Raw genomic sequence first — 23,132 nt, forward strand, 5'->3', positions numbered from 1 at the left:
TTTATCTCTGATAAGAAAAAACCTTTAAAGAAAGCAAGTTACCGAATATTGCGCAATAATAGAGGTAACGCTTTTATGACGGAGATAATTAACATGGCAAAAACTATAATACTCGCATTGAAAGGACTTTCATGCTCTCACTGTGTTAACAGTGTAAAAAAAGCACTTGATTCTCGCAATGACATAGAGCAGGCAATTGTGACTATTCAATACGCTAAAATTGACAGTGATGCAACTGCTGAAAGCTTAATCAAAACAATTGAAGATGCAGGCTATGAAGCAAGTGTTGCAACACAACCTGATGTAAAATTAAGCCTAAGCGGACTTAACTGCATGAAGTGTGTTGGTAAAACTGAAAAAGCATTATTAGCCGTTGAAGGTGTTGCAGCCGTTAATGTAACAAAAGAGTCAGCTGAAATTTTTGGTGACGCAGATGCGGATACTTTAATTGCAGCCATTACGGCTGAAGGTTTTCAAGCAAGCTTAGCCCCCACTGACAACGCAATTCATTTAACTCTATCAGGCTTAAATTGTGGTCACTGTGTCGGTTCAGTTAAAAAAGCGCTAGAAAATACTGCAGGTGTTGAAACAGCCGAAGTTGAATTAACACATGCAAAAGTGACGGGTTCTGCAACCGCCGAAACGTTAATCGACGCCATTACAGAAGCGGGTTTTGAAGCTCAACTAGCAGGTACTGATTTCCCAAAAACTGAGCCGCTGACGCAAACGCATGCACAACTGGAAGCATCGTCAGCGGCTGTTTGTGATATTCCAGTTGAGAATGCTGATATTGATAATAGCGCTGAGATCGACACTGACAATGACGACAGTGTTCAGCTTTTAATCGATGGCATGACTTGTGCGAGTTGCGTAAACAAGGTTCACAAAGCATTACAATCCGTTGATGGTGTTGAAAATGTGCGTGTAAATCTTGCTGAGCGTAGTGCTTTAGTAACGGGTGAAATCGATCATGATGCACTCGTTACTGCCATTGAAAAAGCAGGTTATGGCGCTGAAATTATTCAAGACGATGTAAAACGCAGAGAACGTCAGCAAGAAGTTGCTGTTGCCAATATGAAACGTTTTCGCTGGCAAGCTGCGTTGGCATTAGTCGTTGGTATTCCTGTAATGATTTGGGGAATGATCGGCGACAATATGATGCTGACTGAGGCTAATCACAGCATCTGGTTAGGTATTGGTATTGCAACGCTGTTTGTTATGGTTGTTGCTGGTGGTCATTTTTATCGTAGCGCATGGCAAAGTTTAAAAAACCGCAGTGCAACAATGGATACCCTCGTTGCGTTAGGAACAGGAACAGCTTGGCTCTATTCCATTACTGTAAACTTATGGCCAGAAGTGTTCCCAGCTCAAGCTCGGCATCTCTATTATGAAGCCAGTGCGATGATTATCGGTTTAATCAATCTGGGACATATGCTTGAGCAAAGAGCGCGCCAGCGTTCATCTAAAGCGCTAGAAAGACTATTAGATTTAACTCCACCAACAGCAAGAGTGATAACTGAAAACGGTGAAGTTGAAATGCCATTGGCTGATGTTAAACAAGGAATGACTTTACGTTTAGCAACAGGTGATAAAGTGCCGGTTGATGGTGAAATTATCCAAGGTGAAGTGTGGATGGATGAGGCAATGCTGACAGGCGAGCCAATTCCACAGCAAAAAACAGTGGGTGATACTATTCATGCTGGAACAACAGTTCAAGATGGTTCTGTTCTATTTAAAGCAGCGGCAGTGGGAAGTAAAACAACACTGGCTCGTATTATTAAATTAGTTCGCCAAGCGCAAAGTAGTAAACCTGAAATAGGTCAGTTAGCGGATAAAATCTCGGGTGTATTTGTGCCTGTTGTTGTCGCTATTGCTCTTGTTGCAGGAGCTATTTGGTATTTCTTTGGCCCATCTCCACAAATTACCTATGCACTGGTGATTATCACAACCGTTCTTATCATCGCTTGCCCTTGTGCTTTAGGTTTAGCAACACCTATGTCGATCATTTCAGGTGTTGGTCGTGCGGCTGAATATGGTGTGTTAGTCCGTGATGCAGATGCACTACAACAAGCCAGTAAGCTAGATACTTTAGTCTTTGATAAAACAGGAACACTGACAGAAGGTATGCCTCAGGTCACTGAAATTCATACTTTCAATCAAGTAGATGACACTCAAGCGCTTGCATTGGCAGCATCACTAGAAAATGGTTCTAATCACCCATTAGCGAAAGCTATTTTAGCGCGTGCTGAAAGTATTGATTTACCAGAAGTAAACAATTTCCGTACATTAGCCGGTATGGGATTAAGTGGCGAAATTAATGGTAAAACAGTACTTTTAGGTAACCCTAAATTAATGCTTGGATCTGGTATTGATATTAACGAAGTTAATTCACTGATTGATTCTCAAGCCGCCAAAGGTGTTACTCCTGTTTTATTAGCGCAAGACGGAAAAATTGCGGCTTTACTTTCTATTCGTGATCCACTTAGAGAAGATACCGTAAGTGCATTACAACGTTTACATCATCAAGGTTATCGCTTAGTGATGTTAACGGGAGATAACCCAATTACTGCCAATGCAATTGCAAAAGAGGCAGGTATTGATCAGGTTATTGCTGGTGTTATGCCAGAAGGTAAAGCACAAGCCATTACAGAGCTTCAAGCTGAAGGTCGTCGTGTTGCAATGATTGGGGATGGTATTAACGATGCCCCTGCATTAGCCAAAGCTGATGTTGGTATTGCAATGGGTGGTGGTAGTGATATCGCCATTGAAACAGCAGCAATCACATTAATGCGCCATAGCTTACATGGTGTTGCCGATGCTGTTGAAATTTCAAAAGGTACGCTGCGTAATATGAAGCAAAACCTTTTTGGTGCCTTTGTCTATAACAGCTTAGGTATTCCGATTGCGGCAGGTATTCTCTATCCCTTCACTGGCACACTGTTAAATCCAGTTGTTGCAGGTGCAGCAATGGCGCTATCTTCAATCACAGTTGTAAGTAATGCAAATCGTTTATTGCGTTTCAAACCTAAGCAATAACACCTAAAGATTTATTAAGACATATTATATTAAAACCTCTTTTACTGATCGGTAAAAGGGGTTTTTTATTATCTTATTTTTAAATTTTCTCTAATGATTATTAATATTATCAAAAGGTTAAAAAAAAGCCGACATTTCTATCGGCCAGTCAAAGAGGAATTTCTCATTATACAAGAGAGTCATCACTCCGCCCTCTTATTGCTAGAATAGCAATATCTTATAAAGATTTCATTAGTTTTTATTATTCATAATAATAAATATAAAATTAATATAAAAAAACTTAATAAGGTTATTTATTTATAGTGAAATAGATATAAAAATTTAAAATACTTAAAAAATAAACACCACGAATATATTTCAATATCAAAAGGATTTGCAGATGAAATACAACAAATTTTTTCTTATTAGTTTATCTTTAGTTTATTCATCAAATGTTTTTTCAGATATCAATAAATTAAGTGATAAATCAAACTCAGTAATCACTCCTGAATATGAGACTCTTGCAAAAAATCATCAATTTATAAATAACCCTTTATTTGACAAAATAATTAATGATTCTTACGTCCAAATAAGCAGATATAATCCAAATACATTTCAAATTAAGTTAGACAAAAGAATAGCAAAAGATCTTGCAAACCATTTTGAAGAAAAGAAGATCAAAGATGCACCAGAATATATTATTAATAATATAGTTAATAATGATAGGCATATTGAAATAGAAGCTGACAATACAATTTTCAAGAATGAAGCAATTAATTATTTCACTTCATTATTCATAAAGAAAGGCGATAAAACCCTCTCGTTAAATCGTGATAAACTAATTGATATCATGAGTAAAAATGAAAAAATAATTATTACCACAACAGAAAAGCCAGGAATAGATTTAGCAAAAATAAATAATCAACAAGACCTTTATGCATATATTGATAATGTTGAAACTAAAAACTCATCACTTTTCATATTAGATGAAAATACAGATGAGAAAATAAATCGAGTTGTAAAGAGCTTAGAACAAGAAGACCATCTAATTAAAAACTCCATTCAAGATCATAAACAAAGAACAAGAGATGATATTGAGTTTCAACAAAAAAAAATCACAGATAACGCTAACGAAATAAAACAACATGAAGTCGATATTTTGGCGGGGATAAAAAACTCAAAAACAAATAAAAACAATATTACAGATAATAGTAATGAGATTGAAAAAAACAGAGAAAAAATCACAGATAACATTAATTATATAGAAAAGAATAAAAATAAAATTGATAAAAACACCATCAATATTAATGAAAACAAAATTACAGTTAATGAAAATAAAAACAATATTGAGCTAAATAAAAATAGCATTATCAATAACACATCAGAAATCAATGAAATAAAAGAAAATACGATTAATAATGTTAATATTAATGGTATTCGACTACCTCTAAAAAACCACCTTTCTCATTTATATAATGAGCAATCGACAGATAGAAGCCAATTTAATGCACTTAAAGAGAATTTTGAGCACTTTAAATCTGATACTCAAAATCGCTTTTATAAAGTTGAGAAACGTGCCAATCAAGGTATTGCTTCTGTAGCCGCAATGAGTAATTTACCTTTTACTGATAATGCTACATTTAGTACGGCTATTGGTATTGGTAATTATCGTAATGCCACAGCACTTGCTTGGGGTATGCAATATCGTATTAATGAAAATATTAAAATAAGAGCTTCTACAGCATGGAATGAAAGCAATAGTTGGGTATCTGCTGGCGGTGTCGGCGTGAGTTGGTAAATAACGTAAATACGGCGAAAGCTAAGTAAAGCTTAGTTTTCGTTGTTTCATTCCATTTCAAATCCGTTATGCTGAAACTTTGTAATTCTATACTCAAAGGAGCATATCAATGACGGGTATTTTTCAGAAAATCAAACAGTGGGTAGGAATAAAAAACACTACTCATTACCCTTATCCTGCTGTTGATATTACGCTACCGAATAATATCTCTTTACACCTTGTGGGTAGTATCCATATGGGGGTTCCCACAATGTCACCGCTTTCCAACGTGCTTATCAACGAAATAAAAAATGCAGATGCTATTATTGTTGAAGCTGATATTTCAACTGACGTTCAACCTTTTGATCAATCATCTCTTTTTAGAGAGTCTCTAGAAACGCGCTTAAATACTCCTCTTTTCTCTCAAGTTACACGCTATTGCGAAGATCTCGCGCTCTCACTTTCTCAACTTGAGAATAAACCTCTTTGGCAAATTGCTTTGATTTTACAGTCTACCCAAGCAATGCAACTTGGATTACAACCGCAATACGGCGTTGATTATCAAGTTATCCAACAGGCTAATGAACACAAAAAAAGGATTATTGAACTCGAAGGTATTGAGAGTCAGGTCGCATTATTATTAAATTTCCCTGATGATGGTCAGCAATTACTCGAAGACACATTAAAAAATTGGCACGAGAACGCACGTACATTGCAAATCATGATCAATTGGTGGTTAAATTATAATAGTAGAGAAAAACAACCGCCTTTACCGAATACCTTTAGTAAAGCTGTATTTGATATTTTAATGGAAAGCCGTAACCAAAAATGGGTAAGCATATTATCAAAATTACCAGCTGGTCGTTATGTAGTGACAGTAGGTGCCCTTCATTTATTTGGTGAAGAGAATTTGATCGATTTATTAACGCACCAAGCATAAAAATATTGTTCTAACCTTATAAGTAGGAATAGCTATGACTCCCGCTGTAAATTTACTGGAAAAACAAAAAATCAAATTTACCCTTCATCCTTATGAGCATGATGCTAATGTCCATAATTTTGGTGATGAAGCCGTTGAAAAATTAGGTTTAGATAATCGCCAAGTATTCAAAACACTGTTAGTTTCTTTAAATGGTGATGCTAAAAATCTTGCTGTTGCAGTAACACCGGTTTCTGGTCAGTTAGATTTAAAACTTGTTGCTAAGTGCTTTAAGGCAAAAAAAGCAGATATGGCAGATCCACAGATTGCACAAAAGGTCACGGGTTATTTAGTGGGTGGAATAAGCCCATTGGGTCAGAAAAAACGCCTACCGACAGTAATTGATGAACAAGCCCTTGAATTTGACACTATCTTTGTTTCTGGTGGCAAACGTGGTTTAGATATTGAATTATCAGCAAAAGATTTAGGTACTGTATTAGGCGCTCAATTCGCACTTATTCGCAAAGAGTCATAATCATTAATGATTTTTTATTTTAAGGCTCATCCTCAAAATAAGAAATTGACGTGATTTAGACCCAAAATAAAAGGCGACATTAATGTCGCCTTTTGTCTATATAAGCGTTACTTACTGAGCTTATTTCTTGTAAACAATTTCGCCTTTAGGTTCGAAATCATCCGCTTTCAATGGAGAATGTGCTTCGATATAACCTTTTAGCACTTCAGCATCAACAAAACCGGTATTTACATACGCAGGATGAACATCAATCTTAGGATAACCATCACCACCAATACCGTTGAAGTTTAATGTCGCCATGCGGTAAGACTTCGTTTTATCTAATGGTTTACCCGCAATTTTAACATCGCTAACTTTACAGTCTGCATCTACAGTTAAGCTAACATTATAGAATTGTGCGTAAGCACCAGAGTCTACTTTCATACATGCAACAGCTGACAGATAAGGCTCGACTTCTTCACCTTTAAAATCAACATAAACCAGCTCGTTCGCAAATGGTTGTACTTTCAGTACATCTTTGTAAGTGATATCACCAGATTCAATAGAATCACGCACACCACCACCACTCATAATTGCAAAGTCTGCATTCGCACGTTCAGCTTGAGCTGATAATAATAGACGTGCCATGTTGGTTTGAACAAAGCGAACTTTACTACGATCACCTTCTAATTTACCAACAACCTCACCCACTTTAACATTCAGTTGCTCGCCACCTTTTTCTTGGTAAGGTGTCAGCAGTTTCATCATTTCAGGGTTATGAGCAATTTCTTTCGTGTAGTAGACAAGTTCTGTTGTACCGTCGTCTTTCTTCACTTTCTGATTTAAGTTGATTGGGATTAATTGGTAATGTTTTAACGTAAATTCACCATTACGGAATTCAAAGTCTGCACGACCAACATATTTACCCCATTCATGAGCCTGAACAATCCATGTACCATTTTGGTTATCTGGTGCACAAGGAGTTCCCGGTACATAATCAGCTTGTTTGTAGTTTTTGTTCTCTTGAGACATACAAACAGGATCTTGTGAGTGACCACCCACAATCATATCAAGGTAACCTTTTGGTAATGCACGAGCCATTTCCACATCACCCGGTGCGTTAGAGCCGTGATTACCATCATCGTAGTGACCCATATGAGTTGCTGCGATAATAATGTCTGGTTTTTCCGTTGTACGCAGCTCTTCTACCACTTTTTTAGCTTCATCAGAAGGTTTGCGGAATTCGGTATCAGGGAAGTTCGCAGGGTTACCAATACGCACGGTATCATCCGTCGTTAAACCTAATACTGCAATTTTGACACCTTGCTTATCAAAAATGGTGTAAGGCTTGAATAAACGCTCACCCGTGCTTTTTTGATAAATATTTGCAGATAAGAATGGGAATGTTGCCCATTTCTCTTGTTGACGTAAAACATCTAATGGATTGTCGAATTCATGGTTACCAAGTGCCATTGCATCATAACCCACAAGATTCATACCTTTAAAATCAGGCTCTGCATCTTGTAAATCAGATTCTGGAACACCGGTATTGATATCACCACCAGATAACAGTAGTACGCTACCGCCTTTTTTAGCCACTTCATTACGAATGTCATCAACAACCGTTTTTTGTGCCGCTAAACCATATTCGCCACGATCGTTATGCCAGAAATGGCCATGGTGATCATTGGTATGCAAAATGGTAATTTCGTAGGTTTTATCCTTTTCCCATGCCTGAGACATCGCAGGCGCCATCGCTAAAGAAACCGTTAATGCGCATGCTGATAATTTAAAAGATAAGCTCATGGTATATCCCCATGTATATTATTTATTAAGAAGGTTCTGCCATGGTTCTACTGTAGAAAAAGAAGACAGAAGTTAAATACTTTTGCTGTATTTTATGACGTAGGTTATATAATTTTTTTATTATTTCATTGATCCAATAGTTTTTTTGAGACATGAATCAAACTCTATTTCTCACAAAAGCACTCAACTCCAAATAGATGTAAACTAGACTAATAAAAACAGAAACAATTTATTAACAAAATAATGTGACAGGGAACTAAAATGAGCAATGCCGATCCAACGCTTCCCATAGAAGAAACCGATGTTTTACAACGAAAAGCCAATAAGCGTAATACCGTTTTTAGTATTTTAACTGCTATCAGTTTTTCACATCTTCTCAATGATATGATCCAATCATTGATATTAGCTATTTACCCTATGTTGCAATCCGAGTTTTCACTCAGTTTTGTGCAAATAGGGATGATAACGTTGACCTATCAAATTACAGCATCTTTATTACAGCCTTTTATTGGCCTCTATACTGATAAATATCCTAAGCCTTACTCATTACCTATTGGTATGGGTTTTACGTTAACGGGGCTTATTCTCCTCGCCTTTGCTGATACATTCCCAATGTTATTACTTGCTGCGGGATTAGTCGGCACAGGCTCATCCGTTTTTCATCCTGAATCATCTCGCGTTGCTAGAATGGCATCAGGTGGAAGACACGGACTTGCACAATCACTATTTCAAGTAGGCGGAAATTTAGGCAGTTCTTTAGGCCCTCTTTTAGCCGCTTTACTAATTGCACCTTATGGCAAAGGAAATGTGGGTTGGTTCTCTCTTGCTGCGTTATTGGCTATTGTGGTGCTATTACAAGTTAGCCGTTGGTATAAAATTCAACAAGAAGCTCAGAAAAAACAACCTAAAGCACTAAATAATAAATCAATATTGCCACGTAAAGCCCTTTTTGGCTCTTTAGCCATTTTACTTATTCTGATTTTTTCTAAGTATTTTTATCTTGCAAGCATCAGTAGCTACTATACTTTCTATTTAATACATAAATTTGGCGTTTCAGTACAGAATGCACAAATTCACCTATTTGTTTTCCTCTTTGCTGTTGCTGCTGGCACCATGATTGGTGGCCCCGTAGGCGACAAAATTGGCAGAAAATACGTTATTTGGGGATCTATTCTAGGTGTTGCGCCTTTTACACTGATACTCCCTTATGCCAGCCTTTATTGGACTGGCGTACTGACTGTATTTATTGGTGTGATTTTGGCTTCAGCATTTTCTGCTATCTTAGTTTATGCTCAAGAGTTAATTCCGGGTAAAACAGGCATGGTTTCAGGGCTTTTCTTCGGGCTTGCTTTTGGGATGGGTGGTATTGGTGCAGCAGTCTTAGGGTATATTGCAGATCAGAAGAGTATTGAATATGTCTATCATATTTGCGCTTATCTCCCACTGTTAGGTATTTTCACCATTTTTCTCCCTAACATTGGGGTAGATAAAACCGAATAACTTGTAATTCCCCCTGTTATCTAAATGAACGGGTAACAGGGTATTTCTTACTTTAAAAGGTAAGACTGATTAAAATAACATAAAAAAGTGCATTTGCATCAAAAAACTCAATCAACTTGCTATTTTTATAAATAATCGATAATTTTTAGCGAATTTATTGCATGAATACGTTAAACTATCAGCCTGCTATATTACTCGCCCCCCGATACATGTAGTTTTATAAAAAGAAGGAGAATTGATGCCGCATTCAACACCCCTCATTACCACCATTGTTGGTGGGTTAGCACTTGCTTACATTTTAGGCATGATCGCTCAACGGCTAAAAATCTCACCTTTAGTAGGATATCTTGCTGCGGGTGTACTCGCTGGTCCATTTACTCCCGGCTTTGTTGCTGATACCTCTCTCGCCCCTGAACTCGCTGAAATTGGCGTTATTCTGCTAATGTTTGGCGTGGGTTTACACTTTTCGTTAAAAGATCTGATGGCAGTAAAAGCCATCGCTATTCCGGGTGCTATTGCTCAAATTGCAGTCGCAACACTATTAGGACTGGGATTATCGGCATTTTTTGGCTGGGGTTTATTTAGTGGCATTGTATTCGGCTTGTGTCTATCAACAGCAAGTACTGTTGTTCTTTTACGAGCACTTGAAGAAAGAGGCTTGATTGATAGCCAACGAGGTCAAATTGCGATTGGCTGGTTAATTGTTGAAGACTTAGCCATGGTGTTAGCCCTTGTTCTACTCCCTGCTATCGCCAATATGCTGGAAAGTAGCGATCAAACCAATGTTTCTCAACTTATGATTAATTTAGGTATCACAATCGGTAAAGTGGTCGCCTTTATCTTAATCATGATGATTGTTGGTCGTAAGCTTATTCCTTGGATGTTAGCTAAAACAGCAGCAACCGGCTCTCGTGAGCTATTTACACTATGTGTACTTGCCCTTGCTTTAGGTATTGCTTATGCCGCTGTGACCTTATTTGATGCATCCTTCGCATTAGGGGCATTCTTTGCGGGTATGGTGCTTAATGAGTCTGATTTAAGCCATAGAGCGGCTCAGGATACTTTACCTTTACGTGATGCCTTTGCTGTTCTGTTCTTTGTGTCTGTCGGTATGCTATTTGATCCAATGGTATTAATTGAGCATCCATTGGGTATCTTAGCAACACTGGCTATCATTATTATTGGTAAATCCGCAGCTGCGCTGGTGCTTGTTCGAATGTTTGGGCATTCCAGACGAACCGCCTTTACCATTGCAGCCAGCCTTGCTCAAATTGGTGAGTTCGCCTTTATTCTTGCAGGTCTTGGCGTTGCACTGAACGTTTTAGAGCCAGATGCGCGTAACCTTGTTTTAGCCGGTGCTTTAGTCTCTATTATGCTAAACCCAGTTCTGTTCTCTTTATTAGACCGTTATCTGGCAAAAACAGAAACCAAAGAAGAAGTGGAACAGCTACAACAAGAAGAGCTGGAAGAAGAGATGCCTGTCCCTGTTGATATTTGTGGTCACGCCATTATCGTCGGTTATGGACGTGCAGGAAGCATGCTTTCGGAGAAATTATTAGCTCAGTCTATTCCATTAGTTATTATCGAAAATAGCCGTAATAAATTCGCTGAATTAAAAGAGAAAAGCTTAAACACAGTACTGGGTAATGCATCAACTAAAGAGTCACTTGCTTTAGCTCGTATTGATTGTGCTAAATCTTTATTACTGACGATACCTAATGGTTATGAAGCAGCCGATATCGCAGAAACTGCAAGAAGTATGAACCCTGATTTAAACATCATTGTTCGTGCTCATTTTGACGATATTATCGTGCGTGCTAACTATGATGAAGAAGCTTCTTTTATCCTTGAAAAAGGAGCAAATCACGTCATTATCGATGAAGATCAAACAGCATCCGCAATGGCAGATATGCTAATTAAAGAAGTTGAGTTTGGTTGTGCTATTGATGATACACCTGAAAATGGTCAACAAATCATTGCACCTAGTGCAGCGCAATAATCAAATACTAATAACCACTTAAACCCTTAAAATTTAAGTCAATAAAAAACCTATCAATAAATGTTGATAGGTTTTTTTATTTCGCTTGGATAAAACAAGGCTTAGAAACAATATAAACTCAACGTTCCCAATAAGCTTCTTCTAAGCTGTCTTCTTTTTCAGGTAAACCGCGCGTCAAACGTGGAGAATGCTGGCTTAGCACTTGATAACTCACTCGGTTAGCATATTTACACACTTGTGCTAAAGATGAATAAGTTAAATAAGTCCGAGGATGTTTACTTGAATTTGGCACATTGATACGGTGATAGCTATTCGCTGTAATATCATGCAGTAATGCTGATAATGCTGCATCACCCGCACCATTTGTATTCATGATTTTTTCTGGGCCACCCATATAAGGCTCAATATGAGAATAGACTTTCTCTGGCTCATCACAATCTTTACGACGCATTGCACGACTAAACTCATAACGATTAAATTCAGCAATCGCACCCGGTAATAAAGGATGTGTGGTTTGGCGCTTAAAGCTATGTTCTGTATAACCGCCCATATAGAGCCCAGCAGGCCCAGCGGTACAAAGCACTAAATCAACCCATTCTAAGGCGACATCAGAAGCCAACAGAGGATCAGCATGCCCCGTTAATTCAAAGGCTTCATCTTCATTCATTGCGACAACAGAAACGTGCTCTTTTAAGAAATCGCGCCACCATTGTGGATCATCTGCAATAACATATTTTGTACCAAGGGTGAGAACGACAGGCACATCATATTTTTTCGCATACTCAATCGCTTTCATGGTTGCTAACGGCATCGGTTCACCCGGTTTACAGCGAACTAAATAAGCCGTTAATACCAATGCAGAAGCTTCTGCGATCACCTCTTCCGGAATGCTTTCTGGTTTAAGCTGGTTCATTTGACCGGGGCTAATAGCAAATGTGCGTTCGCCATTTTCCGTGATCAGCGTAAAACAGCGCCCAATGGCACCATCAACACCTTGGAGGTAATTAAGATCAGTACGGCTAGATGTGTTACATAAATAACGATAAGCATAGCTACCAATCTGAATGTTATTACACATAGTACCTAATAACACAGAGCGGTCGTCAGCCAATACAGAGTAGTTATGTAGCGTATTACCAATAGTACCGCCAGCAAATTCGTGTGTTATCAGATTATTATCTGTTAATTCACGATAAAGTGCCTCTGCGACATCATCTTCAATAACAAGAGAGTGTCCCTGACTCAAGTTATAACGGTTAATAAACTCTTCATCAACTTTCGCTTCAATATCAACCAATGTTTGGTCAATACCTACGATATAAGCGCGAGAGGATTCGCTCTCCGTCATATTGATGATGGGTTGTAATAGAGGATCTCGTAAACTAACGGGAAAATAGTGTTTGGATTTTCGTTTGCCAGGGAATTTCATTGTGAACGATGCTACACAGCTAAAAAAGATGCGCAATGTTAACACAATATTATAGGAGAGACAGTAGGTGTACGTCAGTACACCTACTTATTTAAAGATATTTTTATGCAGTTTTACGACGGCTTCTTGCCATATAGCTCAGTAAAACACCCATAACAGAAAGAATGAAACCAACAAAAGCGGCACCAACTAAAATCAGAGCGCGTTTAGGTGCATCTTTTTTAGTCGGTTCGTAAGGCTTCAACATATATTTGAATGGTACAAATTGAAGGTCATCTAATTTTACTTTTTCTAACTGCTTCATATTGTATAAACGGTTTTTCAGATCAGCGCTCACTGTTGTTGGATCAGTGATAGCTTCTGTGATAGCCAATTTACTGCTTAACGCATCAGAACCCATGGCAATAGAGTAATCAGGATCATCTTTAATTTGTGCGCCTTCACTTGAAATTGGTTTTTTAACTCCAGCTGCATTTGCGATTTCTAATGCATATTTTAAGCGTTGCACATTAACGTTACGCGCATTAGCGATACGCTCTAAATCCATTTCATAGGCTTTTTGCGCAAAACTTAATTTACGCTCAATTTGATCATCAATTTCGTCTTTTACTTCTACACGTACTTTGGTAGAGATAAAGCGAATATAACCAGAAAGTAAATCGTAAGCTTCTTCAGGGGTTGGTGCAGTGAAGCTTAAATTAATTTCACCACTAAACTCATCTTCACTATTTTTAACATCTGAAGCTTTTAAATTAATATTTTTCGTTACGATTTCTTCAATTAATTTACGCTTATCCAAAGGTGTTGGCTCATCCATTTTAGCCAGCAAATTTTTGTAATAATCCGTACTTACCAGATATTCTTCACGCAAAACACGAGAGTTATAGTTATTGATAAACTTTTGATAAACAGATGAACCATTCACACCTGTATCAACATCCACTAAGCTAAGCTCAGTCAATGTTGCTCTTAATTGCTTCATTTCATCAAGCATTGGCTTGGTAATTGCAGCTTGGCTCGTCCATTTTTGTGGTAAAAAGCTTGCAACAGTAAAGCCAACGATAGCAAATAATAACGTGATACCAATAATGACAAATTTTGATTTATAAATAACAGAAAATAATTCAAAAAGATCGATCTCATCATTCTGTTTTAGATAGAAATCGTCAAAATGTCCTTTATCAACTTCTGAAGATTGTGGTTTTGAAAGCTTACTATTCATTTTCCTGCCTAAATTTATGTAATGCAGTGTCCGTTTATCAGCACTTTTAGTGATTCCCACTAAAAGACTTAAAAAATGAGAAAAGATAAGTTTATATATAACTGAAATATGATCAAATTAATATATCATCAAATCCGATAATTTTATTTATAGAATTCAGTAATTATTTTTCGCATACCTCTCGGATCATCGCTTCTAGCAAGTCAATATGCTCTGGATCATCATTTAATGCTGGAATATATTCGTACTGTTTGCCACCACCATGAATAAAGAACTCTCGGTTCTGTTCATTAATTTCTTCTAATGTTTCCAAGCAATCAGATGAAAATCCCGGACATACAACCTGTACATGTTCAACACCCTCACTTCCCAGCTTTTCCATCGTTTTATCCGTATAAGGTGATAGCCAAGGTTCACGACCAAAGCGTGACTGGAATGTCAGCATGACTTGCTCTTTAGGATAACCTAACTGTTCTTCTAATTGCTGTTTTAGTTTTTCTGTTGTGAGGCAACACTCATCATAATATATATCGCCCGTTTTAATAAAGCGCTCAGGAATACCATGAAAAGAGAGAATTAAACGATCGGGTTTGCCATATTGCTGAAAATTTTTCTCAATAGAGGTGACAAGCGCTTTGATATAAAGCGGATGAGTAGGATAACTGCGAATAAAGTGAAGAGAAGGTATTGTACGCATATCTTTAAAAATGCGACTAACACCATCAAATACTGCCGCTGAAGTAGAGCAAGAGTATTGTGGATACAGTGGTAACAAAATAATGTTCTCAACACCTTGTTCTAATAGCTTCTCAACCCCTTCATTTAGCGATGGATTGCCGTAACACATTCCCAACTCCACGGGTATATTCGGTAATCGCTCAGCAACGGCACGTTGTTGTGCTCGGCTATAAACTAACAAAGGTGATCCTTCATCCATCCAAATCTGTTGATATAACTTAGCAACTTTGGGTGAGCGAAACGGTAATATCGCCCCTTGTAATATTGGTTTCCAAATCAAAGGAGAAACATCAACAACACGAGGATCGCTAAGAAATTGTGCTAAATAACGTCGAACAGCACCCGTTGTCGGCTCATCAGGCGTGCCAAGATTAACCAAAAGAACACCATACTTAGCATCATTCATACTATGACTCCTTAGAGTTATTTTATTAGGATAACCAAAGAGTAGAAGAATAAAGGAAAATAATAGATTGTGCTTGTCAATTTATTGGATTGTTCTTTTTACACATTATTTAACAAAGAAAAAAGCAAAGGTAATCTGAAGATATTACTCATTCCACAATAAAGTGATTACAAACCTTCAAAGTAGATTTAGATATTTGGGTTAATGTTTAACACCAATTAAATCGCAAAAAGAATGACCAAAAAAGATACATTCCTGTAATCGCAATATACACATATTTTATCTTTTTATTTTTATTTAAAAGGAGCATTAAAACACCGGGAATAAGCACTAAAATAGGCTCAATGGTATATCGTCCGCCTAATGGAAGCTGGCAAAGATTTTTTATATCGCCTTCTCCCACCATCCATTCATAATCAGAAATTGAAAGTATCTTTATCAAAAACAATAGAAAAACAAAATATATAAATGAAAATATCTTCCATGCAATATTCATATCTAATGTCTATCCTGTTGTTTCCTTCAAATCTGAAGTAAATACGCGTTTCAAATTCCCAATACACTCAATAGCACATCATTAAATAAAAAAAATCCCGGCTCAACCGGGATTAATCATCACAATAACGAATTAGCCAAGGATACTTTTCAGTTCAGCGTTAATTTCGCTTACTTTTTGCGTACCATCAACTTTGAAGTATTTCGCATTGCTTGCTTTAGCTTCATTTTGGTAATAAGAAACTAACGGTGCAGTTTGAGTATGGTACTCAACTAAACGTTTACGAACAGTTTCTTCTTGGTCATCTTTACGTGTTGTTAATTCTTCACCTGTCACATCATCACGATTTTCCACTTTAGGTGGATTAAATTTCACATGATAAACACGACCTGATGGTGCGTGAACACGACGGCCAATAATACGATCAACAATGATTTCATCAGGTACAGCGAATTCCAGCACGAAATCCACGTTGATACCCGCTTCTTTCATTGCATCAGCTTGTGGAATTGTTCTCGGGAACCCATCCAACAAGAAACCATTACGGCAATCGTCTTGTTTGATGCGCTCTTTAACTAACGCAATAACTAATTCATCAGTCACTAACTGACCATTGTCCATCAGTGCTTTTGCTTTCAGTCCTAGTTCTGTACCTGCACTTACTGCTGCACGTAACATATCACCAGTTGAAATCTGTGGGATACCATAGTTTTCTTTAATGAATTGAGCCTGAGTGCCTTTACCAGCGCCTGGAGCGCCTAGCAGAATGATACGCATCGCGTAAATCCCCTTGCATTTAATTTTTTATATTTAAACTCGAAAACGCATTACCATACCATTTTGTGAGGTCATCTCTCAAGAAATCACGGTAGCGATTGCATTTTATTTTTTATCGAAAAAGAAAAAACCACGCTCTCTTTTCAGATAAACGTGGTTTAAATGTTTGAAAACGAAAACAGTTACGCTTTTTGAACTAAAAGTTGATTCACTAAGCGAATAAACTGGTTTGGATCCTCTAAAGAGCCTCTTTCAGCGAATAATGCCTGATCGAGTAATAAATTTACCCAATCCGCAAATAGTGCTTCATCTGTTAGCTCGGCTGTTTGCTTCACTAATGGATGGTTTGGATTCAGCTCAAAGTTGTATTTCACTTCTGGCACTTCTTGTCCTGCTGCTGCAAACAATTTGGCCATTTGTGTTGTCATTTCATCAGCACTGGTTGTCACGATTGCTGGAGTATCTGTTAAACGATGCGTTAATTTCACATCTTTAACTTTATCTCCTAGCAAGGTTTTAATGCGTTCGACGAACGGTGCTAATTGTTTATCGGTTTTTTCTTGCTCAGCCTGCTTCTCTTCATCAGCAAGTTTATCAAGAGATTCATCGGCTTTACTGACAGACTGGAATGATTTGCCATCAAACTCAGTCAGGTAATTCATCATCCATTCATCTATACGATCAGATAACAACAGTACTTCGATACCTTTTTTGCGGAACAGCTCTAAATGAGGGCTATTTTTCGCAGCAGCATAGCTATCTGCTGTGATGTAGTAAATTTTTTCCTGACCTTCGACCATACGGCCAACATAATCTTCCAGTGAAACTGTTTGAGCATCACTATCGTTATGTGTTGATGCAAAACGTAGTAATTTAGCAATAGTTTCAATGTTAGATGAGTCTTCTGCTGGACCTTCTTTTAAGACTAAACCAAACTCTTTCCAGAATGCTTGATACTCTTCCGGCTTGTTTTCTGCCAGTTTTTGTAACATCTGCAACGCACGCTTAGTTAATGCACTGCGTAAGTTACGTGTAACAGAGCTGTCTTGTAAAATTTCACGAGAAACGTTTAGCGGTAAATCATTAGAATCCACTAACCCACGGATAAAACGCAGGTAATTAGGCATAAACTGCTCAGCTTCATCCATAATAAAGACGCGCTGCACATACAATTTTAAGCCATGACGTTGTTCACGATTCCACAAATCCCAAGGCGCTTTTGAAGGCACATATAATAAACTTGTATACTCTTGCTTACCTTCTACACGGTTATGCACCCAGCTTAATGGATCTGCAAAGTCATGAGAGATATGTTTATAAAACTCTTTATACTCTTCATCACTCACTTCAGCTTTATTACGAGTCCAAAGTGCTTGCGCTTTATTAATTTTTTCCCATGTTACTGTACCGTCTTCTTCATTTTTTGTTTCAATTTCGACAGGCAGAGAAATATGGTCGGAATATTTACTAATAATGCTACGCAGACGCCAATCGTCTAAATACTCATCTTCACCTTCACGTAAATGAAGCGTAATTTCAGTACCGCGATCTGCTTTTTCAATGTCAGCAATGGTGTAATCACCTTCGCCTTCAGATCCCCAAAAAACACCTTTATCTGCACTTTCGCCAGCTGCGCGAGTGCGTACTGTCACTTTATCTGCAACGATAAATGCAGAATAGAATCCGACACCAAACTGACCAATTAGTTGGCTATCTTTAGCTTGATCTTGTCCGATAGATTCTAAGAATGATTTTGTACCTGATTTTGCAATAGTACCGAGATTATCAATGACTTCATCACGAGTCATACCAATACCATTATCACTGATAGTTAGAGTACGAGCTTCTTTATCAGTGGAAATGCGCACATGCAACTCACCATTATTTTCATAAAGCGCTGCATCTGATAATGCACGGAAACGCAATTTATCAGCCGCATCTGATGCGTTCGAAATCAATTCGCGAAGGAAAATTTCTTTATTGGAGTAAAGAGAATGGATCATTAATTGAAGAAGTTGTTTAACTTCTGACTGAAATCCTCTTGTTTCCTGACCTTTCATACTCATTTTTACCTCAATTAATCCTAATTTGGCGAAAAAAATCAATATGAGTAAAAAGTGGGGATAGTTAAGCAAGTTTCAAGGGTCGAGTAAAAAATTAAGCTAATAAAAGTGATTAAGCACCTTATATGATTAAAGTTTGAGCCAAAATAATACTTGCTGTATATTTTTAGCTGTATATTTTATTATACAGCGATATTAACTTGGGTTTATGACTATGAAAGCTTTATTACAGCACTGTTTACTCGGTATTGGCTTACTCTCCCTCTCTTCTTTCTCTTACGCAGATAGACAAATCGTAGACCAAATTGGTCGCACCGTTACCATTCCTGATAAAGTAGAAAGAACGGTCGTTTTACAACACCAAACACTGAACTTACTGGTTCAACTGGATGCCACAGATAAAGTTGTTGGTGTGATGTCTAACTGGAAACAACAACTTGGTGATGGATATGCGCAACTCGCGCCATCTCTAGAAAAAACACCTAAAGTCGGCGATCTCACCAGTTTTGATGCTGAAAGCTTAGTAAAGCTGCAACCTCAAGTTGTCTTTGTGACTAACTACGCCCCTAAAGAGATGATTGATAAGATCTCTACTCTTGGTATTCCAGTTGTAGCGATTTCATTACGTAAAGAAGTTAATGATGATAAATCAACACTTAACCCAACATTACAAAATGAAGAGCAAGCCTATAACGAAGGACTAAAAGAAGGTATTTTGCTGATTGGTGATATCGTCAATAAATCAGAAAATGCACAAGCATTAGTTAACGATACCTTTAAACAACGTGAACAAGTTAGTCAGCGCTTACAAGATATTCCTAAAGAGCAACGAGTACGGGCTTATATGGCTAATCCGGACTTAACAACCTATGGCTCAGGAAAATACACAGGATTAATGATGGAACATGCAGGTGCATTTAATGTCGCCGCATCAACCGTTAAAGGTTATAAGCAAGTTTCACTAGAACAAGTTATTGCATGGGACCCTGAAGTCATTTTTATTCAAGACAGATACCCTCAAGTTGTTGATGAAATCAAACAAGATACGCGTTGGCAAGTTATTAGTGCGGTTAAAAATAATCGAATTTATTTAATGCCTGAATATGCGAAAGCATGGGGATACCCAATGCCTGAAGCCATGGCAATAGGTGAATTGTGGATGGCAAAAAAACTATATCCTGAAAAATTTAGCGATATTGATATACAAAAAGCCGCTAATGATTGGTATCAAAAATTCTATCGTACTCAATATCAAGGAAAAGAGTAGGATATAACACCATGACATTTTCCCTTTTTGCAGCAGGTAGCTTAAAAACCACACTACCTGCTTTTATTGAGCATCATCAGCAAAAAACAGGCGAGAAGTGGGCACTTACATTTGGACCTGCAGGACTTCTACGTCAGCGTATTGAACAAGGGGAAACCTGTCATTTGTTTCTTTCTGCTGATGAAAATAATACAAAGCAATTAATCGATAAAGGTTTCGCACTACAATATGCTCCTTTTATTACTAATCAGCTTTGCATTACTGCTCGTCGTAATGATGTAAATGAAGAAGATAACTGGCTTAGCGTATTATCAAATACCGCATTAAAATTAGGGATATCCACACCAAAAGCAGATCCATCGGGGGATTATAGTTGGCAACTATTTGATAATATTGCGCAGATTGACCCAAAGTTAAGTCAGGCATTAAAAATGCGAGCACTCTCTTTAGTTGGAGGTGAGCATTCACTTACCATTCCTCAAGGTAGAATGGCTGCCCACTATTTAATTACCACACATCAAGCAGATGCTTTCATTGGTTATCAGCATTACCAAATACAATTAAGCCAATTTCCTGAATTAAAGATCTTCGATATTCCAAAGCCTTTTAATGTTACCGCGCACTATTGTGCGACACTTATTCATTCTCAGGCTTATAGTTTATATCAGGAGATATTATCTCCTTATGCGAAAGCGTATTTTATAAAAGCTGGATTTTTACCGCTAAGTTAAGTTCTCTTCTTAGCGGTAAGTAACCTTATGTTATATCGTTATTTTTGAGCATCACTTACAATGATAGCGTTAGCACCTGCGTTTGCTTCATCTAATGCATGTTTTATTGTATCTGCATAAGCAAGTACAACACCTAAACGGCGAGAGCCGGCAATTTCAGGTTTAGCAAAAAGGCGAATTTGGCGATTCGCCTTCAACGCTTTTTCAATACCAGAATAAACGATATTTGTACTATAAAGCTCCGGTAAAATAACCGCTGATGCACAAGGGCCTAATTGGCGAATACCACCAATGGGATAACCTAAAAAAGCACGGACATGAAGCGTGAACTCTGATAAATCTTGAGAGATTAATGTCACGAGCCCAGTATCATGAGGGCGAGGAGAGACTTCATTAAAGAATACCTCATCACCTTGAACAAATAACTCAACACCAAATAAGCCATAGCCCCCTAAGTTCTCAACCACTTTACTCGCAATATGTTCTGCTTTAGCAAGTGCGATATCACTCATCTTTTGAGGCTGCCACGAATTTCGGTAATCCCCTTTTTCTTGTCGATGACCAATAGGGGCACAAAAATGGATACCATCAACAGCATGAATAGTTAGTAAAGTGATCTCAAAATCAAACGGGATCATTTTTTCAACGATAACGCGCCCTTTACCTGCTCTACCACCCTCTTGCGAATAAGTCCAAGCCTGAGCTAAATCATTTTCACCACGAATAACACTTTGCCCTTTTCCGGATGAACTCATGACGGGTTTTACAATACAAGGGAAGCCTATTTCTAAAGCGGCTTTTTTAAAACTCACTTCATCATCAACAAATTGATAGTTTGATGTAGGTAAATGCAATGTTTCTGAGGCTAATCGACGTATCCCTTCTCTATCCATAGTCAGCTTTACTGCACGGGCGCAAGGAACAATTTTTTGCCCCGCTTGTTCTAATTCAACCAGTAACGTTGTTGCAATAGCTTCAATTTCTGGAACGATAAAATCAGGTCGCTCTTGTTCAATAACTTGCTTTAATGCATCGATATCAAGCATATTTACAACATGATGGCGATGTGCAACATGCATAGCGGGAGCATTGAAATAGCGATCAACTGCAATCACTTCAATACCTAAGCGTTGACACTCTATCGCGACTTCTTTGCCTAGTTCGCCAGCACCTAATAACATCACTTTTGTTGCATTTGCCGTAAGAGCCGTACCCAACACTGTCATTTTTTATCCTCACCATTAATAAAAACCACAATCACGCAAACGATTGCTTTTTATATAGCATAGCGGATTTAGCTTGATAGAAAAATAGCCAGACAAAAAAATAATCAAACAGAGAAATAAAATAATTACACTGTTTGGCTACGTTTTCCTTTTTGAATTTTTAGATAATTCAGGCGTTTTCGGATAAGTGCTAAGATACAGCATAAAAGCCCTAACCAAATTAGAGAGAAGCTCACGCCTTTTACTTCATCAAAAGCTTCATGGAATAAGAAAACAGCCAATAAAAATTGAATAGTAGGCTCAATATATTGTGCTAATCCAATTACAGTTAATGTGGTTCGTTTGACTGCTGCAGTAAAGAACAATAACGGTAGTATAGTAACTGGTGCGGTTAGAATATAATAAAAACGAGTCAGATTATCTGCAGAAGGTAATGCGCTTTTATCTGTTATAAACAACCAAATAGTGGCACCTATTGCTAATGGCATTAACCAAAGCGTTTCCATAAATAAAGAGGTGATCACATCAAAACGAATAAACTTACGGATCAAGCCATATACAGCAAATGCACCACCCATCATGATAGCCAATACAGGCAATTCACCGTACATCCATAATTGATAACCCACACCTGCACAAATTAAGGTAACAGCCCATTTTTCTGCTGGATTAAGCTTTTCTTTAAGAAATATCACACCTAATAAAATTGAGAAAAGCGGATTAATAAAATACCCCAAACTCGCTTCTAATACTTGTTGATGTGTTAATGCATAAGTAAACGTACACCAAGAAACTGCCATAGCCATTGAGCTAAATAGACACATAAAAACAGAGCGCTTATCTTGTAAAACTGCGCGCCATCGTGTTCTATTTTTAATAAAGAGTCGAACGAGTAATAAAAGAGGGATAGACCAAATCAAACGCTGAGCCAACATTTCTAACGGTTGTGCTCCGGGTAACAGCCGATAAAACAGAGGGGTTATTCCCCAAAGAATATAAGAAAAAATGGCTAATACTGCGCCCGATTGAGCCCACATTTAATGTTCCATCAATAAAAGTCAATAAGATTTAATATCATACGCTTAAAACAGACAGAACAATATGATCAGCATCGCTGATTGATTGATCAAACATCAGCACAACCGAATAGACGAGATAAAAAAATCTCCATAAATAACCACTCCGAGAAAAGTAGTTATAAATGGAGAATAGGAAAATACCATTAAGGGAAAACCGTGGTAAAAACC

17 protein-coding genes are annotated in these 23,132 nt (G+C 37.6%); 8 read left to right on the forward strand and 9 right to left on the reverse strand.

The features are described 5' to 3' along the window. Positions 1-93: 93 nt before the first annotated feature. The 4 genes from copA (at position 94) to ybaK (ending at position 6,246) form a co-directional block, all read left to right on the forward strand. On the forward strand, positions 94-3,036 hold the full coding sequence (gene copA, locus ABN236_RS11845; RefSeq protein ID WP_349474058.1) for a copper-exporting P-type ATPase CopA: 2,943 nt from the start codon (positions 94-96) through the stop codon (positions 3,034-3,036). 379 nt (positions 3,037-3,415) lie between these two features. Further along, positions 3,416-4,813, forward strand: coding sequence for a YadA-like family protein (locus ABN236_RS11850; RefSeq protein WP_349474059.1), 1,398 nt, complete (start codon positions 3,416-3,418; stop codon positions 4,811-4,813). Between the two features lie 109 nt (positions 4,814-4,922). Then, positions 4,923-5,732, forward strand: coding sequence for a TraB/GumN family protein (locus ABN236_RS11855; RefSeq protein ID WP_088494781.1), 810 nt, complete (start codon positions 4,923-4,925; stop codon positions 5,730-5,732). Positions 5,733-5,766: 34 nt separating this feature from the next. Beyond that, entirely contained in the window at positions 5,767-6,246 is a 480-nt protein-coding gene (ybaK, locus tag ABN236_RS11860) for a Cys-tRNA(Pro)/Cys-tRNA(Cys) deacylase YbaK (protein ID WP_088494780.1), read from the forward strand. A gap of 120 nt (positions 6,247-6,366) precedes the next feature. Here the strand turns inward: ybaK and ushA are convergent, their stop codons facing one another. Continuing rightward, positions 6,367-8,031 carry a bifunctional UDP-sugar hydrolase/5'-nucleotidase UshA gene (gene ushA, locus ABN236_RS11865; protein ID WP_088494779.1) on the reverse strand — a complete coding sequence of 555 codons (1,665 nt, stop codon included), beginning with the start codon at positions 8,029-8,031 and terminating at the stop codon, positions 6,367-6,369. Between the two features lie 261 nt (positions 8,032-8,292). Here ushA and ABN236_RS11870 point away from each other — a divergent pair, with 261 nt between their 5' ends. Both ABN236_RS11870 and ybaL read left to right on the forward strand, forming a co-directional pair. Then, a complete protein-coding gene (locus ABN236_RS11870; RefSeq protein WP_194951068.1) occupies positions 8,293-9,531 on the forward strand; it encodes an MFS transporter in 1,239 nt (412 codons plus the stop codon). A 238-nt stretch (positions 9,532-9,769) separates the two neighbouring features. Further along, positions 9,770-11,530 (forward strand): YbaL family putative K(+) efflux transporter, encoded by a 1,761-nt coding sequence (ybaL, locus tag ABN236_RS11875; protein WP_349474060.1) that lies wholly within the window; start codon positions 9,770-9,772, stop codon positions 11,528-11,530. Positions 11,531-11,648: 118 nt separating this feature from the next. Here the strand turns inward: ybaL and ABN236_RS11880 are convergent, their stop codons facing one another. The 6 genes from ABN236_RS11880 to htpG form a co-directional block, all read right to left on the reverse strand. Continuing rightward, positions 11,649-12,959, reverse strand: a complete 1,311-nt coding sequence (locus ABN236_RS11880; RefSeq protein ID WP_088494776.1) for an inosine/guanosine kinase — start codon at positions 12,957-12,959, stop codon at positions 11,649-11,651. Positions 12,960-13,062: 103 nt separating this feature from the next. Continuing rightward, positions 13,063-14,181, reverse strand: a complete 1,119-nt coding sequence (gene wzz(fepE) / locus ABN236_RS11885; RefSeq protein ID WP_088494775.1) for an LPS O-antigen length regulator Wzz(fepE) — start codon at positions 14,179-14,181, stop codon at positions 13,063-13,065. Between the two features lie 163 nt (positions 14,182-14,344). Continuing rightward, entirely contained in the window at positions 14,345-15,325 is a 981-nt protein-coding gene (hemH, locus tag ABN236_RS11890; protein WP_349474061.1) for a ferrochelatase, read from the reverse strand. A 208-nt stretch (positions 15,326-15,533) separates the two neighbouring features. After that, positions 15,534-15,821 carry a DUF2645 family protein gene (locus tag ABN236_RS11895; protein WP_349474062.1) on the reverse strand — a complete coding sequence of 96 codons (288 nt, stop codon included), beginning with the start codon at positions 15,819-15,821 and terminating at the stop codon, positions 15,534-15,536. Positions 15,822-15,953: 132 nt separating this feature from the next. Continuing rightward, positions 15,954-16,598: an adenylate kinase gene (gene adk, locus ABN236_RS11900; RefSeq protein ID WP_088494772.1), complete on the reverse strand. Its 645-nt coding sequence runs from the start codon at positions 16,596-16,598 to the stop codon at positions 15,954-15,956. Between the two features lie 182 nt (positions 16,599-16,780). After that, a complete protein-coding gene (htpG, locus tag ABN236_RS11905; protein ID WP_349474063.1) occupies positions 16,781-18,664 on the reverse strand; it encodes a molecular chaperone HtpG in 1,884 nt (627 codons plus the stop codon). A 211-nt stretch (positions 18,665-18,875) separates the two neighbouring features. On the opposite strand from htpG, the gene ABN236_RS11910 reads away from it, so the two are divergent. Together ABN236_RS11910 and ABN236_RS11915 are read left to right on the forward strand one after the other, a co-directional pair. Continuing rightward, a complete protein-coding gene (locus ABN236_RS11910) occupies positions 18,876-19,928 on the forward strand; it encodes an ABC transporter substrate-binding protein (protein WP_349474064.1) in 1,053 nt (350 codons plus the stop codon). Positions 19,929-19,939: 11 nt separating this feature from the next. After that, the gene (locus ABN236_RS11915; protein WP_349474065.1) at positions 19,940-20,659 is read left to right on the forward strand and encodes a substrate-binding domain-containing protein; all 720 of its coding nucleotides are present in this window, start codon (positions 19,940-19,942) and stop codon (positions 20,657-20,659) included. A 38-nt stretch (positions 20,660-20,697) separates the two neighbouring features. Here ABN236_RS11915 and purT read toward each other — a convergent pair whose 3' ends face one another. Together purT and rarD are read right to left on the reverse strand one after the other, a co-directional pair. After that, the gene (gene purT / locus ABN236_RS11920) at positions 20,698-21,885 is read right to left on the reverse strand and encodes a formate-dependent phosphoribosylglycinamide formyltransferase (RefSeq protein WP_349474066.1); all 1,188 of its coding nucleotides are present in this window, start codon (positions 21,883-21,885) and stop codon (positions 20,698-20,700) included. A gap of 125 nt (positions 21,886-22,010) precedes the next feature. Next, positions 22,011-22,922 carry an EamA family transporter RarD gene (gene rarD, locus ABN236_RS11925; RefSeq protein WP_194951078.1) on the reverse strand — a complete coding sequence of 304 codons (912 nt, stop codon included), beginning with the start codon at positions 22,920-22,922 and terminating at the stop codon, positions 22,011-22,013. Between the last annotated feature and the right edge of the window lie 210 nt (positions 22,923-23,132).

Origin of the sequence: Proteus sp. fly-1013, assembly GCF_040140245.1 — a bacterium.
Lineage (GTDB): Bacteria > Pseudomonadota > Gammaproteobacteria > Enterobacterales > Enterobacteriaceae > Proteus > Proteus mirabilis_B.